Annotated in this window: 15 protein-coding genes; 13 read left to right on the top strand and 2 right to left on the bottom strand. The window is 34.0% G+C overall.

Features of this window, described 5'->3' with window-relative positions:
• The first annotated feature begins 120 nt into the window (after window positions 1-120).
• The 10 genes from ftsA to DW196_RS03710 all read left to right on the top strand — a co-directional run bounded on the left by ftsA (window position 121) and on the right by DW196_RS03710 (window position 10,051).
• Window positions 121-1,461 (top strand): cell division protein FtsA, encoded by a 1,341-nt coding sequence (ftsA, locus tag DW196_RS03755; protein ID WP_118250248.1) that lies wholly within the window; start codon window positions 121-123, stop codon window positions 1,459-1,461.
• A 21-nt stretch (window positions 1,462-1,482) separates the two neighbouring features.
• The gene (ftsZ, locus tag DW196_RS03750; protein WP_118250246.1) at window positions 1,483-2,751 is read left to right on the top strand and encodes a cell division protein FtsZ; all 1,269 of its coding nucleotides are present in this window, start codon (window positions 1,483-1,485) and stop codon (window positions 2,749-2,751) included.
• Window positions 2,752-2,764: 13 nt separating this feature from the next.
• The gene (locus DW196_RS03745) at window positions 2,765-3,451 is read left to right on the top strand and encodes a YggS family pyridoxal phosphate-dependent enzyme (protein WP_233541911.1); all 687 of its coding nucleotides are present in this window, start codon (window positions 2,765-2,767) and stop codon (window positions 3,449-3,451) included.
• A 16-nt stretch (window positions 3,452-3,467) separates the two neighbouring features.
• On the top strand, window positions 3,468-4,103 hold the full coding sequence (locus tag DW196_RS03740) for a cell division protein SepF (protein WP_118250244.1): 636 nt from the start codon (window positions 3,468-3,470) through the stop codon (window positions 4,101-4,103).
• A gap of 15 nt (window positions 4,104-4,118) precedes the next feature.
• Window positions 4,119-4,382, top strand: a complete 264-nt coding sequence (locus DW196_RS03735; protein ID WP_118250567.1) for a YggT family protein — start codon at window positions 4,119-4,121, stop codon at window positions 4,380-4,382.
• 18 nt (window positions 4,383-4,400) lie between these two features.
• A complete protein-coding gene (locus DW196_RS03730) occupies window positions 4,401-5,183 on the top strand; it encodes an RNA-binding protein (protein WP_118250242.1) in 783 nt (260 codons plus the stop codon).
• Window positions 5,184-5,197: 14 nt separating this feature from the next.
• Window positions 5,198-6,001 (top strand): DivIVA domain-containing protein, encoded by an 804-nt coding sequence (locus DW196_RS03725; RefSeq protein ID WP_071456416.1) that lies wholly within the window; start codon window positions 5,198-5,200, stop codon window positions 5,999-6,001.
• A gap of 268 nt (window positions 6,002-6,269) precedes the next feature.
• Window positions 6,270-9,056, top strand: coding sequence for an isoleucine--tRNA ligase (gene ileS, locus DW196_RS03720; protein WP_118250240.1), 2,787 nt, complete (start codon window positions 6,270-6,272; stop codon window positions 9,054-9,056).
• Window positions 9,057-9,138: 82 nt separating this feature from the next.
• Window positions 9,139-9,522, top strand: coding sequence for a DUF4430 domain-containing protein (locus DW196_RS03715; RefSeq protein WP_118250238.1), 384 nt, complete (start codon window positions 9,139-9,141; stop codon window positions 9,520-9,522).
• A gap of 10 nt (window positions 9,523-9,532) precedes the next feature.
• Window positions 9,533-10,051, top strand: coding sequence for an ECF transporter S component (locus DW196_RS03710; RefSeq protein ID WP_118250236.1), 519 nt, complete (start codon window positions 9,533-9,535; stop codon window positions 10,049-10,051).
• 16 nt (window positions 10,052-10,067) lie between these two features.
• Here DW196_RS03710 and DW196_RS03705 read toward each other — a convergent pair whose 3' ends face one another.
• Window positions 10,068-11,042 carry a LacI family DNA-binding transcriptional regulator gene (locus DW196_RS03705; RefSeq protein ID WP_118250234.1) on the bottom strand — a complete coding sequence of 325 codons (975 nt, stop codon included), beginning with the start codon at window positions 11,040-11,042 and terminating at the stop codon, window positions 10,068-10,070.
• A gap of 101 nt (window positions 11,043-11,143) precedes the next feature.
• On the opposite strand from DW196_RS03705, the gene DW196_RS03700 reads away from it, so the two are divergent.
• The 3 genes from DW196_RS03700 (at window position 11,144) to licT (ending at window position 15,648) form a co-directional block, all read left to right on the top strand.
• Window positions 11,144-12,577: a 6-phospho-beta-glucosidase gene (locus DW196_RS03700; RefSeq protein WP_118250232.1), complete on the top strand. Its 1,434-nt coding sequence runs from the start codon at window positions 11,144-11,146 to the stop codon at window positions 12,575-12,577.
• 248 nt (window positions 12,578-12,825) lie between these two features.
• Window positions 12,826-14,703, top strand: coding sequence for a beta-glucoside-specific PTS transporter subunit IIABC (locus tag DW196_RS03695; protein ID WP_118250230.1), 1,878 nt, complete (start codon window positions 12,826-12,828; stop codon window positions 14,701-14,703).
• A 108-nt stretch (window positions 14,704-14,811) separates the two neighbouring features.
• Window positions 14,812-15,648 carry a BglG family transcription antiterminator LicT gene (gene licT, locus DW196_RS03690; protein ID WP_118250228.1) on the top strand — a complete coding sequence of 279 codons (837 nt, stop codon included), beginning with the start codon at window positions 14,812-14,814 and terminating at the stop codon, window positions 15,646-15,648.
• 84 nt (window positions 15,649-15,732) lie between these two features.
• On the opposite strand, the gene DW196_RS03685 is transcribed toward licT, so the two are convergent.
• Window positions 15,733-16,012, bottom strand: a 280-nt coding sequence (locus DW196_RS03685) for a transposase (protein WP_233541910.1), incomplete at its 5' end; no start/stop codon positions are given.

Raw genomic sequence — 16,012 nt, 5'->3', positions numbered from 1 at the left:
AAAATTAGCAAATATAGTATTCTTCTTTATTTCATAGTACTATTTATGATAGAATGGTGTGAGGTATTATGCATATAATAAAGGAAGACTTTGTTAGAATTATAGGAGGGAAGACCTTTCATGGCAAAAACAGGAATATATGTAAGTCTTGACATCGGGACAACATCAATTAAAGTTGTTGTAGCCGAATACATAGAAAATCAAATTAACATTATCGGTGTAGGAAATGCTAAATCAAAAGGGTTGGATCGTGGGATTGTCATTGATATTGACAAAGCTGTCCAATCTGTCCAACGAGCAATTAAACAAGCAGAAGAAAAATCAGGTGTTCAAATTAAAAGTGTCAGCGTAGGGATTCCAGCTAATCTTTTAGAAGTAGAAAAATGTGAAGGCATGATTGCTGTAAATAATGAATCAAAAGAAATTACGGATAGAGATGTAAAAAATGTGGCGTCAGCTGCCGTGGTTCGTTCGACACCACCAGAACGTCAAGTGATTACGTTAATGCCACAAGAATTTAAAGTGGACGGGTTTGAAGGAATTAAAGACCCTCGTGGTATGATTGGTGTCCGTTTAGATATGAAGGGACTATTATACACTGGACCAAAAACAATTGTTCATAACATCCAAAAATGTGTTGAAAAGGCTGGGTTAGTCATTGATGAAATGGTCATTACCCCTCTAGCGCTTGCTTCATCAATTTTATCAGATGGAGAAAAAGATTTTGGTACAACCATTATCGACATGGGTGGAGGTCAAACGACTACTTCAGTTATGTACGAACGTGAATTAAAGTTTTCACACGTAGAACAAGAAGGTGGAGAATTTGTAACAAAAGATATCTCTGTTGTTTTAAATACATCATTAACTAACGCAGAAGCACTAAAAATAAATTATGGTTATGCTTATCCAGAAAGAACCTCACCTAATGAAGAGTTTCCAGTTGACGTGATTGGGAAAAACGAACCAGTAAGAATAGATGAACGTTATTTATCAGAAATCATTGAGGCCAGAGTAGAGCAAATCTTCTCTAAATCAAAAATGATGTTAGATAGTATCGATGCTTTAAACTTACCAGGTGGAGTTATCTTGACAGGTGGTGCGGCTAGTTTACCAGGAGTAGTTGAATTAGCAGCTGATATGTTTGGAACAAACGTTAAATTATACGTGCCAAATCATATGGGACTACGTAATCCTGTGTATGCAAATGCTATTGCTATAGTTGAGTATGTGGCTCAACTTGATGAGGTTTATCATGTGACTAAGTTAGCAGTTACAGGCGAAAAAAAACGTGCAACTAAAGCCGTAAGAGACGTTCCAACTGAAACCAAACAACATGAAAAAACTGTACAACAAGCAAAAGAACCTGTTACAGAAGTGCCAGTAAATGAACCTGTTCAAGAAAAAGAAGAAGGTTTTGGTGGTAAAGTAAAAGGTTTCTTATCCAATATATTTGACTAATAGTCTAGGAGGAAGCAAATAATGGAATTTTCATTAGATAATACTGTAAATACTGGCGCGGTAATAAAAGTTATCGGTGTTGGTGGTGGTGGCGGTAACGCTGTAAACCGTATGATTGATGAAGGAGTTAAAGGTGTAGAATTCATCGTTGCAAATACAGATGTTCAAGCATTACAACATTCTAAAGCAGAAACTGTCATCCAATTAGGACCTAAATTTACTAAAGGATTAGGAGCCGGTTCATTACCAGATATTGGTGAAAAAGCTGCTTCTGAAAGTGAAGACTTAATTGCTGAAGCATTAAAAGGTGCTGATTTAGTATTTATTACTGCCGGAATGGGTGGGGGAACCGGTACCGGCGCAGCTCCAGTTGTTGCTGGTATTGCTAAAGAACAAGGAGCACTTACTGTAGGTGTAGTAACACGTCCATTTAGTTTTGAAGGACCAAAACGCAGTCGTTTTGCAGCTGAAGGTATCTCTGCATTAAAAGAAAATGTTGATACGTTAGTTATCATTTCAAACAACCGTTTATTAGAAATCGTTGATAAACGTACGCCAATGTTAGAAGCATTTAGAGAAGCTGACAACGTGTTACGTCAAGGTGTTCAAGGCATTTCTGATTTAATTACATCTCCAGGTTATGTTAACTTGGACTTTGCTGATGTTAAAACAGTTATGGAAGATCAGGGTACTGCACTTATGGGTATCGGTGTTGCTAATGGTGAAGATCGTGTTATTGAAGCAACAAGAAAAGCAATTGCTTCTCCATTACTTGAAACATCAATTGAAGGTGCTGAACAAGTATTATTAAATATCACTGGTGGAGCAGATATGACATTATTTGAAGCACAAGATGCTTCTGAAATTGTTGCAAGTGCAACAGGTGGTGAAGTTAATATTATCTTAGGAACGTCTGTTAATGATCAACTAGGTGACGAAATCGTCGTAACAGTTATCGCAACAGGAATTGATCCTGGTAAAAAAGAACGTCAACCAATGGGAAGAAATAATGTTGCAACACAAAATGGAATGGTTCAACAACGTCAAGCTAGACCTGTACAAGAACCAATTCGTGAAGTACCAGAAGTTGATACAGCACGACCAACACAAACAAGTGCGTTTGGAGATTGGGATTTAAAACGTGAACCATCAACTAGACAAGTACCTGATGAAACACAATTTGAAACAATTGATAGAAAAGAATATGATAATGCTAGTCAAGAATCTGATCATCAATTTGAAACTGAAGATGAATTAAGTACACCACCTTTTTTTAGAAGAAAAAAATAAGAGGTGACTTAAGATGATGCTGCAAACACTCCAACAAAATGTTGAAGCTGTTCAAAAAGAGGTAGAGCAAGCTTGTAAATGCAGTGATAGACCATTAGATGATGTAACAGTTATATGTGTAACTAAGTCCGTTGATAGTGAAACAACTAAGCAAGTAGTTGATTTAGGTTATGATCATCTGGCTGAAAATCGAATGGAGAATTTAATAGAAAAACAAGACTATTTAAAAGAGTATCGTCAAATCAAGTGGCATTTTATTGGCAACTTACAACGACGAAAAGTGAAAAGCATTATTAATCAAATTGATTATTTTCATGCATTGGATAAACTGTCATTAGCACAAGAAATACAAAAAAGGGCGATGAAACGGATTAAGTGTTTTGTCCAAGTGAATGTTTCTGGAGAAAGTACAAAACAAGGTATTTCTCCAGAAAGTTTGATAAACTTCATTAAAGATTTAGAAGATTTTGATAGAATTGAAGTTGTTGGTTTAATGACCATGGCTCCTTTTGATTCAAATCTTAACGAATTATCTCATTATTTTAGCCAATTAAAAATATTGCAAACAATAATTGCTAATAAAAATTTTAAACATGCACCTTGTACGGAGTTAAGTATGGGAATGAGCCGGGATTTTGTTCCAGCAATTGAATGTGGTGCGACTTTTGTTAGGATTGGTTCGAGATTTTTCAAATCTTAGGGGGAGAGGTGATAGAGTGAATATATTCAATAAAGCTGGTGAGCGGTTTTCTGATTTTTTTGGTGTGTCTGATGATGATGAAAGGTATGAAGAAAGTGAGCCTTTCATAGATGAGCAAATTGAAGACATTATAGTTGAACAATCAACTCCTACTCAGGCTGAAACAACCCAACAAAAATCAGAGATACAAGAAAGTAACATTAAAATAAATGAACAAAATTCTGTTGCATCAGGCAAAGAATATGATCGACCAAATGAGAGAAATCAATCTGCTGATATGCCTGAAAACCAATATACCAACAAAAAAATAGTTGAAATGAATACCTATCATCAGTCGACCTCAAATGGAAACAAACGTATGATAGTTTCTAGGCAGCATAGAAAAGTATCTGTATACGAACCACGTGACTATATCGACTGTAAGCAAATTGCACAGGCACTTTTTAGAAGAGAAATTGTTATTTTATCTTTTCGATTGATGAAAGAGCAACCTGCTAGACGTATCGTAGATTTTATGACGGGTGTAGTATATGCAGTTGATGGAGATATTCAACGATTAGGTGATGATATTTTTATATGCACGCCACCAAATGTTGATGTTGATTCTAGTATTACTCGTAACATAATCACAAATCATTTAACTGAATATTAAGGATGTGTTAGTTTGATTATCGCTTTAATTTTTAAAGCAATACAAATCTATACTTATGTATTGGTGATTTATGCTTTACTTTCATGGTTTCCAGGAGCGTATGATTCTAAGATAGGCCAGTTTATTATACGAATTTCTCGACCATATTTGAGTATGTTTGATCGCTTAAATTTAAGTATCGGTCCGATTGATTTTACAATTATTGTAGCAATATTTGTACTTCAGTTGGCAGGAAATGGGTTAGTTATAATATTTTCAAGATTAATATATATGTTTTAAAGAAAGGATGTGAGTTTTTTGCAAGCTAATGTGTATCAGCATTTTCGCAAGGACGAACATCCTTTTATTGATACAGTAGGTAATTGGATGGAGCAAGTGGAAATGGAATATGCACCACTTGTTACTGATTTTTTAAACCCAAGAGAGATGTTTATTCTGAAAACATTAGTTGGTAATAGCGAGGACATATCATTATCTTTCTTTGGTGGATATGATTTTTCTGAGAGAAAATGTGCTATTCTATATCCTAGTTATTATGAGCCGAGTGAGACTGATTATGACATTCTCGTTTATCAAATAAAGTATCCATTGAAGTTTGGACATTTAACACATGGCAAGGTACTTGGCACGCTGATGAGTACAGGTGTTAAAAGAGAATTTATTGGCGATATTATAACAGATGGTGAGCAGTGGCAGGTATTTATAAAAAAATCAATTGCTAACTATATTATTCAACAAGTTGACAAAATAGGTTCCTTTGGAGTAAAATTTGACGAAGTAAGTTGGAAGGACATTTTACAACCAATTGATGAGTGGACAGAAGAGAGTTTAACCATCTCATCATTAAGAATTGATAATATTATTTCTACAGTATATAATATATCTAGACAGCGTTCTAAGTTAATAGTTGAATCAAAAAGAGTAAAGGTAAATTGGACTGAGATTGATCGTGTTGATTATCTAGTGGATTATTTAGATATTATATCAGTAAGGGGATTAGGAAGAGTTCAGTTACAAGAAACATTAGGAAAGACTAAAAAAGATAAAATTCGTTTAAAAATTAAAGTTTTAAGAAAGTAGCAAGGAGTGTAAAAATGGGAATTAAACCAATCGATATAACAAATAAAAGTTTTAATACAAAATTTAAAGGGTATGACCGTGATGAGGTAGATGATTTTTTAGACCAAATTGCTTTAGAAGTTGAAAAATTAACTCAAGAAAATCGATCATTAGAAAAAGAAGTTAAGCAAGCAAACGATAAATTAAGCTACTTCAACGAATTGAAAGACTCATTGAATCAATCAATTATCGTGGCACAAGATACAGCTGATAAATTAAAAGAAAATGCTATTAGAGAATCTGACTTAGCAATTCAACAATCACAAGCACAATCTGAAGATATTTTAGCACATGCTAACAAGATGTCTGATGAGTTAATTACAGGAGCAACTAACAAAGCAAACCAGATTCTTTCAGAAGCAAGTGAACGTGCTCGTCAGTTAGCCGTTGAAACAGATGACTTGAAGAAGAAAACACGTATCTTCCACAGAAACTTAAATGTGTTATTAGAATCACAACTACAAATTGTACAAAGTGATGAGTGGGATGAAATACTTAAACCATTTGGTGCGTATGTTGATAGTAGTCACCAAGCGTTTAAACAAGTTCTTGATGCGGTTGAAGCAGCAAATGGCGTTGATCCAACATCGCCAGCTGTAAACACAAAACCAGCTTTGGATAATGTTCCAAAGAACAGAGAAGCAATCAAACAGCCTGAAATTAAAGTATCAACAACACGTGAAAATACTAATAAACCAGCTGACAAACCAGTTGAAAAAAATGACGAAACAAAAAAGTTAAATAAAGTTGAACGTGCAACACGTCCAAGAGTTAAATAATAGTCAATATTGTAAAATAGAAAAGCTTAATTTAATCTGATAGTGAGTTAGGGATAGTGGAAACCTAGTGAGACACTGATTTAAGAAAGATCCTTTACATAAAAGAAATCTGAAATAATAGTAAGATTTCTCGGTGAGAATCGTTACAATCTACAAGAGAGTATAGTCTTATGTCTATACTGAATTTTGGGTGGTAACACGATAGCTTCGTCCCTTTTTATTGGGCGAGGCTTTTTTTATATAAAAAATAGGTGAGGATGATAAATAAATGAAAATGAAAGAAACGTTGCATTTAGGAAAAACAAGTTTTCCAATGCGTGGTAATTTACCAGTAAGAGAAGTTGAATGGCAAAAAGAATGGGAAGAAAAAGATCTTTATGGACAACGTCAAAAACTAAATGAAGGCAAACCAACATTTATTTTACATGATGGACCACCGTACGCAAATGGAAATATCCATTTAGGTCATGCATTAAACAAAGTTAGTAAAGACATCATTGTTCGTTTTAAATCAATGTCAGGTTTTCGTGCACCATTTGTACCAGGTTGGGATACTCATGGGTTACCAATTGAACAAGTTTTGACCAAAAAAGGTGTTAAACGCAAAGAAATGCCTAGAGCAGAATACTTAGAAATGTGTAAAGAATACGCACTTAGCCAAGTTGATAAACAACGTAACGATTTTAAACGATTGGGTGTGTCAGGTGATTGGAATAATCCATACATCACTCTTACACCAGATTACGAAGCAGCACAAATCCGAGTATTTGGAAAAATGGCGGAAAAAGGATATATCTATAAAGGATTAAAACCAATTTACTGGTCTCCTTCTAGTGAGTCTTCATTAGCTGAAGCAGAAATTGAATACAAAGACGTTAAATCTGCATCAATTTATGTTGCATTTGATGTGAAAGATGGCGGAGATGTATTAGATAATGACACAAGTTTTGTGATTTGGACAACAACTCCTTGGACGTTACCTGCTAATTTAGCAATCAGTGTAAATCCTGAATATGTTTATGTTGTAGTAGAAGCAGATGGTAAAAAATTTGTCGTAGCAAAAGAGTTACTTGAAACAGTGGCAAAAGAAATTGGTTGGGAAACTGTTTCAGTTATTAAAGAGATTAAAGGGACAGAGCTAGAAAATCTAACAGCTCAACACCCATTTTATGATAGAGAATCTCGTTTAATTCTTGGAGACCACGTTACATTAGATGCCGGTACTGGTTTAGTCCATACAGCTCCTGGACATGGGGAAGATGACTACATTGTATGTCGTAAATATGGTATTGAGGTTATTTCACCTGTGGATTCTCGTGGATGTTATACAGATGAAGCACCTGGATTTGAAGGAATCTTCTACGATAAAGCTAATCCAATGATTACAGAAATGTTAGAAGAAAGTGGTCATTTACTAAAACTTGATTTCTTTACACATAGTTACCCACATGATTGGCGTACAAAAAAACCTGTAATTTATCGTGCGACACCACAATGGTTTGCATCAATTGATAAATTTAGAGGGGATATTCTATCTGAAATTGAAAAAGTTGACTGGATTATTCCATGGGGAAGAACACGTCTATATAACATGGTTCGTGACCGCGGCGATTGGGTTATCTCTAGACAACGTGCTTGGGGTGTGCCATTACCAGTATTTTATGCTGAAAATGGTGAGGCAATTATTACACCTGAAACAACAGAATACGTGGCGAATTTATTTGCTGAGCATGGATCTAAAGTTTGGTTTGAAAGAGAAGTGAAAGAATTATTACCAGAAGGCTTTACACATCCAGGTAGTCCAAATGGCGAATTTACAAAAGAAACTGATATCATGGATGTTTGGTTTGACTCTGGTTCATCACATGAAGCTGTATTAAAAGGCAGAAGTGATTTATCATTCCCAGCTGACTTGTACTTAGAAGGATCCGACCAATATCGTGGATGGTTCAACTCAAGTATTACAACAAGTGTGGCAATTAATGGCGTTGCACCATATAAAGCAGTTCTTTCTCAAGGATTTACATTAGACCCACAAGGACGTAAACAAAGTAAATCTTTAGGAAATACGATTGAGCCAAATAAAGTAACCAATCAAATGGGTGCAGATATTTTAAGACTTTGGGTATCAAGTGTCGATTATGAATCAGATGTTAAAGTAGACATGAACACATTAACTCAAATTGCTGAAGTTTACCGTAAAATTCGTAATACAATGCGTTTCTTATTAGCAAATACATCTGATTTTGATGTGAAAAAAGACCGTGTTGAATATGATAAATTACGTTCAGTTGATAAATATATGATGATTCGTTTGAATGATACAGTTAAAACAATTCGTGATAAAGGATATGAAAACTATTCATTCTCTACAGTTTATAAGAGCTTAGTTAATTTCTGTACGAATGATTTATCAGCCTTCTATTTAGACTTCGCTAAAGATGTTGTCTATATCGAAGCAGTAGACAATCATGAACGCCGGGCAATGCAAACAGTATTTTATGATATTTTAGTGACATTAACTAAATTAATGACACCAATCTTACCATTTACTTCTGAAGAAATCTGGTCTCATTTACAAGAGGAAGAAGAATACGTACAACTTTCTGAATTACCTGGATATGATACTTACCCAGATCAAGAAGATATCATGGAACTTTGGGATGGTTTCATGGAAGTGAGAACAAACGTCTTAAAGGCGCTTGAAGAAGCAAGAAATAGTAAGCTGATTGGTAAATCATTTGAAGCAAAAGTAACGATTTATCCAAATGAACCAAAAGCAATGTTATTAAATGCATTAAATACTAACTTAGCACAAGTATTGATTGTATCTGATTTAGTCGTTGAAAAACCAACAACTGAAGTACCAGAAGAAGCTGTAAGATTTAATGATGTGGCTATTTTAGTTGAATCTGCTCAAGGTGAAATATGTCAACGTTGTCGTGCCATTAAAGAAGATGTAGGAAGTCATAAAGACTTACCAACATTGTGTGATCGTTGTGCTGAAATTGTTGAAACAAATTATCCAGAAGATGTGGCTGAAGGGTTAGAATAAAACTTAATATTAACACCTCAAACTACGATAAAGTGGTTTGAGGTTTCTTTATGAAAAGTATTGTAGAAAAAGGAGAGATAAAATGAAAAAACTAAATCGTTTGGTATTAGGAGCAACTCTGATTGTTACACTTGCAGGATGTGGAGCAAAAGACAGTCAAAAAACGACAGAATCTAGTGAATCTAGTGCTAAAGTCAGCATTGTTTTAAAAGAAGAAAATAAAGGATTTGATTCAAAAGAAGTTAGTGTGAAAGAAGACGCTGTGTTATATGATGTATTAAAGGATAATTACAATATAGAAGATACAAAAGGATTTATCACCTCTATAGATGGTCATAAGCAAGATGAAAAAGCGAATAAATATTGGTTATATACAATCAATGGAAAACAAGCTGAAAAAGGTGTACAAGAAACAAACGTATCAGATGGAGATAATGTCGTATTTGATTTATCTAAATTAGATTAGGAACGTGCTTATGTTAAAAAAAATAACTACAAAAGAGATTACGATGATTGCGTTATTGACTGCTTTTTGTGTTGTTGGACGAATGTTAACAACTTGGATACCTAATGTACAGCCTATTACCGCAACGCTGATTCTTGTGGCGTTATACATGGGTGGAATTCAGGCGATGGTCATTGGAGCATTATCTATTTTGATTACTAATTTTTATTTAGGGATGGGGATTTGGACTATTGCCCAGATACTATCTTTTTGCGCGATTATTTTAGTGGTTGTATTGCTGAAAAGAATAATCCCTATTAAGACTAGCTTTTTTACGCAACTAATAGTAAGTGGTTTATCAGGATTTTTCTATGGTTTTTTAATTTCTGTTATGCTAGCACCATTTTTTGGCGTACAAAACTTTTGGGCTTACTATATTACAGGAATGAGCTTTGATATGATGCATGCGTTTGGTACAGTTTTTTTCTATGCTATATTGAAAAAGCCATTTGTTTACATTATTGAAAAAGAAATAAATACAAAGAGATAGTGTTTGCTATCTCTCTTTATTTTGTGGACGAACGAATGACTAAATCTTGTGTAATATCTTTGGGTTTAAAATCAAGTTGTTTTAGTTGGCTATGGAGATAGTTAAAGCAATTTAAGGCTTGTGTTTCTAAATGACAATCAACAGTAGTCAAATGAACAATCTCACTGATAGTACTGTTATCAAACCCCATAATTCCAAGGTCTTCAGGTACTTTAATTCCTAATAGTTGTAATTCAGAAATACACTCAGCTGCAATAAAATCTGTATAAAAAACGAGTGCATCAGGCTTATGTATAGAGCTAGCCCATTTTTTTGCTATATCTCGTCCGGTATTAAGATGACTAGAGTTTACAAATATCCAATCGCAGTCTTTTTTTAATTCTGGATGATAGTCATAGAAATGATTGAGAGCTTTAATACGTGCAATAGTATTTTTGTTATTTTCATCTCCTAAAATGTGACCAATTGATTGATAGCCACGTGTTAACAAAAATTCTAGTGACATAAGGTAACTCTCATATTGATTGACATAAGACGAATAAATATCTGGAGAATCAATTCGATGCCATGTTGAAATAGGACCAAATTTTTTAAAAGGGATAATTTTATCCCATGAATTGCTTCTTGTAAAGATAAAAATAGCATCAACTTGTTTGTACTTCATTAAATTAAGCGCATCTAACTCTTTATCCTTATCTCCTCCAGTTACATACAGATTAACGTAGAAATCGTGGTTTAGAGCTGTTTTAGTAAATGCATTTAAAAAGATACTGGTATGTTGATTAAAGTCATGAGAAATAAAAGCTATGGTTTTAGTTAATCCTGACTGTAAATTACGTGCTAGCATATTTGGAATATAGCCTAATTCATGCATGGCTTTTTCAATTTTTTGTCGTGTTTCTTGACTAACATATCCTTTGTTAGAAACGACACGAGATACGGTAGACTTTGAAACACCTGCTTTTTTTGCTACATCAATAATTGTTGTCATATAAAGACCTCCATTTACAAAAATTATACCAAAAAAAACTTGACATGGGAATGTTCCCACAAGATAGAATGAACATACAAACAATATAAGGAGGAAATACAATGGGATTTAGACAAGATTTTTTATGGGGTGGCGCAACAGCAGCCAATCAATGTGAAGGAGCATATCGTGAAGATGGTCGAGGATTAGCGAATGTGGATTTAGCTCCAGTCGGAAAAGACCGTGCAGCAGTTATTACTGGAGAGATGAAAATGTTTGAATTTGATGAACATCATTTTTATCCAGCCAAAGAAGCAATTGATATGTACCATCGTTACAAAGAAGATATTGCGTTATTTGCAGAGATGGGATTTAAAACATATCGCTTATCCATCGCTTGGTCTCGTATTTTCCCAAAAGGTGATGAAAATGAACCAAATGAAGCAGGTTTAAAATATTATGAAGACTTATTTAAAGAATGTAAAAAATATGGGATTGAACCATTAGTTACGATAACTCATTTTGATTGTCCAATGCATTTAGTTGAAAAATACGGTGCATGGAGAAGCCGTGAATTAGTCGGTTTTTATGAAAATCTGTGTCATGTTATTTTTAATCGTTATAAAGGTTTAGTAAAATACTGGTTAACGTTTAATGAAATTAATATGATTTTACATGCCCCTTTTATGGGAGCAGGGCTTTATTTTGAAGAGGGTGAAAATAAAGAACAAATCAAGTACCAAGCTGCTCATCATGAATTACTAGCTAGTGCGATTGCCACAAAAATTGCCCATGAAGTTGATCCAGAAAACAAGGTAGGATGTATGCTTGCTGCAGGAGCAAACTATGCTTATACTAGTAAACCTGAAGATGTTTGGGCGTCAAGAAAAGCTGATAGAGAAAACTATTTCTTTATTGATGTTCAATCTCGTGGCGAGTACCCGTCTTATGCGTTAAAAGAAATGGAACGAAAAGGTATTACCTTACCAATTCAAGAAGGCGATTTAGAATTATTGAAAGAGCACACTGTTGACTTCGTGTCATTTTCTTATTATTCATCAAGATTGCAATCGACGGATCCAGCGGTGAATGAACAAACGAGTGGTAATATCTTTGAGTCACTTAAAAATCCTTATTTAGAGTCAAGTGAGTGGGGATGGCAAATTGATCCACTAGGATTAAGAATCACGTTGAATGATTTATACGATCGCTATCAAAAACCATTGTTTATTGTAGAAAATGGATTAGGTGCTGTGGATACACCAGATGAAAATGGTTATATTGCAGATGATTACCGTATTGAGTATTTAGCAGAGCATATCAAAGCGATGAGAGATGCCGTAGAAATTGATGGGGTTGATTTATTAGGCTATACGACTTGGGGATGTATTGATTTAGTCAGTGCGGGTACTGGTGAAATGAAAAAACGTTATGGATTTATTTATGTAGATCGTGACAATGAAGGAAATGGAACACTTAATCGTAGTAAGAAAAAATCATTTGATTGGTATAAAAAAGTCATTGCAACAAATGGAGAAGATTTGAGCAATAGCTAATTATTATGAAGGCTTCAGATTTTTTCTGAAGTCTTTATTTAAATAAAGTATATTTATTGTTTACAAGAAAGCGGAAACATGTTATTATCTGTATGTAAAGGATTGTAACTGCTAAGCAGGCAAGACCTAAATTGAATGAAATAGTGAACGACAAGATTAGTCTCAGTATATATCTGGGATTAGTTTGCGTAGACTATTTTAGTCAGTTTAGGTCTTTTTTGCATTCAAAAATGTAAGGAGGAATTATTATGGCAAAGCTTTCTAATAGAGAGTTAGCGACACAAGTTTTAGAATTAGTTGGAGGAAAGGAAAATGTGAGTAGTGTTGTTCATTGTGCAACACGCCTACGATTCAAATTGAAAGATGAATCAATTGCTAAGACTGAAGAGATAAAAAAAATACCAGATGTTATCCAAGTCGTTCAAAGTGGAGGTCAATATCAAGTTGTAGTAGGAAGTAGAGTATCAGATGTCTTTAATGAATTACTAGATGTATCTGGGCTTGGAGAGCCAACAGAAGATGAGAAAAAAGATAGTAACATTTTTAATAAATTTGTTGATATTATATCAGGTGTTTTTACACCATTTTTAGGAGCACTGGCAGGAACTGGTGTATTAAAAGGGCTATTATCTATTTTATTATTGACAGGTGTTTTAACAGACAAGTCAGGAACTTATCAAATTCTTTATGCGGCATCAGACGGATTAATGCAATTTTTACCATTTGCTGTTGCGTTTACAGCTGCTAAAAAATTTAAGACAGATCCTTTTATTGCCTTATCAATAGCAGGAGCTCTATTATACCCATCTATCACACAAATGGCAGGAGAACAAGTAGCATTGTCATTTATGGGGGTACCTGTCATCATTAGTCCAACAGGTTATATGCAAACAGTGATCCCAATCATATTGTTTGTTTGGTTACAAAAATATATTGAGAAATTTATGAAAAAAATTATTCCTGAATTTTTAAAAATTATTTTAGTCCCAATGTTTACTATTATGATCATGGTACCGTTAACTTTTGTTGCAATAGGGCCTTTAGGTACAATTATTGGAACAGGATTAGGAACAGCTTATACAGCAGTCTTTAATTTTAGTCCTATATTAGCAGGTGCAGTTATGGGTGGCTTATGGCAAGTGTTTGTAATGTTTGGGATGCATTGGGGTCTTATCCCAATAGCATTGAATAACTTAACACAATATGGCTTTGATACTTTAACACCAATGTTATTGGGAGCTGTTTTAGCTCAGGCAGGAGCTGCTTTTGCGGTATTTTTGAGAACAAAGAATGAAAAACGAAAAGCATTGGCACTCTCAGGAACGTTGACTGCTATTTTTGGTATTACTGAACCGACTGTTTATGGTGTGACTTTACCTCTAAAAAAACCATTTATCGCTTCTTGTATCGGTGGAGCTGTTGGTGGGGCAGTTATCGGTGGAGCTGGTGTTAAACTATTTGCTAGTGGTTTGATAAGTGTATTATCAATACCTGGCTTTGTGAGTACGATTGATGGTGTTGAATCAAACGTTATGATGGGAATTATTGGAAGTATTGTATCTATTGTTGTAGCATTTGTTATGACGTTGGTTATTGGATTTGATAAAGAAGTAGAATCAAATAATGAGGAACCAAATAATGTATCATCTGGTACAACAAGTCAATCAGAATCAAGAGAAGAGTTAGTTTCTCCTGTAACAGGTGAGGTTGTTCCACTATCTGAAGTCAAAGACGAAGTATTTTCTTCTGGTGCGTTAGGAAAAGGTATCGCTATTAATCCAACTATCGGTGAGTTATATGCACCAGCAACAGGAGAAATTACCACTGTATTTCCAACAGGGCATGCAATAGGTATGACAACAAATGATGGTTCTGAGATACTGATCCATATTGGTATGGATACTGTTGAGTTAGACGGAAAAGGATTTGATATTAAAGCTAAGCAAGGGGATAAAGTAAATCAAGGTGATTTATTAGGATACTTCGATATTGATTATATTAAGGAAGCAGGAAAACCTGTTGTCACGCCAATAGTAGTTACAAACTCAGATCAGTTTTTAGATGTCCTTACATTAGATCAAAAAGATATTGTATCAGGAGAAGAATTATTAGTGGTAATCAAATAACGGTGTTTTCATGGTATGATAATTAATTCTGTAAAAAAACATTTATAGGATGTATAATAAAACAAGGATTAATGATAATATCACTGGTTTAAGAAAAGGACACAAGAGATGATTATAAAAAAAATTTTAAATAATAATGTGGTAATTTCTGATAATAAAGAATCTCAAGAAGTAGTTGTGATGGGCAAAGGTATCGCATTTAATAAAAAAGTTGGAGATAAAATATCTTTAATTGCTATTGATAAGATGTTTGTTAATCATTCCGGAAGCGAAAGACAAGAGATGGAAAAATTGGTCGAAAAAATACCACCAGATATCATCGAAGTATCTAAAGAGATTATGTTATTAGCAGAAAAAGAAATTGGTTATAATTACTCTGAGAAATCTTATTTAAGTTTAACTGATCATTTGTTTTATGCTATAGAACGGGCTCGCGAGAATATTTCACTTCCTAATCCATTATTATTTGATATAAAAAAGTTTTATTCAAAAGAATTTAAAGTCGCTTTAAAAGCGGTTGAAATTGTGAAGGATAAGCTAAATGTGGACATGACAGAGGAAGAAGCAGGTGTGATAGCCATGCATTTGGCCAATAGTGTGACAGATTATCAGGATATGGCTACGACGATGAAAAATACAGAAATTGTAAAAAATATTCTTAATGTTGTTAGGCGATATTTTGGATGCGAGTTTGATGAGAACTCTACTAACTATCAAAGAATGGTTACTCATATTCAGTTTTTTGTGCAACGTATCATGAATAATGAGTTAAGTGAAGAAACGGATGATTTCCTTTATGAACTAGTGCAGTCTAAGTATCCTGAGGCGTTTCAGTGTAGCTTAAGAGTGAGAGATTATCTATTGACTAAGCGAGATATCACTATCGGACAGTCAGAAATAGTTTATTTAACCATTCATATCAATAGAGTAATAAGCCATAAGTAGGGTTGAGAGGATAATCCACAAGTCTTAAAAAAGGGCTCTTTGTCAACTACTGTTGGTAAGAGTTAAAACGTTAGAATTTAGGATCTAGAAAACAACATGTTTTCTAGATCTTTTTTGGTGTCTTGAATACAGATTTTTTAAACAAATTTCTATTCGTAATTTGAAATTATAAAAACTTCTCATGCCATAGGCATTACGCTTAATGACTTTAATATGATTGTTCATACATTCTAAAGGACCGCTTGAATACGATGTTTTAAAAGTATTTTTTATTTCTTCTTGATACTTTCTAAATGTTGTAAAAATAGGTGTATACTCTTGAAAAAGAGTTTTTTGATTGATTAAATCTACAAATAAAGAATAA

Origin of the sequence: Vagococcus sp. AM17-17, from assembly GCF_003471765.1 — a bacterium.
Lineage (GTDB): Bacteria > Bacillota > Bacilli > Lactobacillales > Vagococcaceae > Vagococcus > Vagococcus teuberi.
Note: the sequence above shows the minus strand (reverse complement) of the source record. Positions and strands in the feature narration are given on the sequence as shown.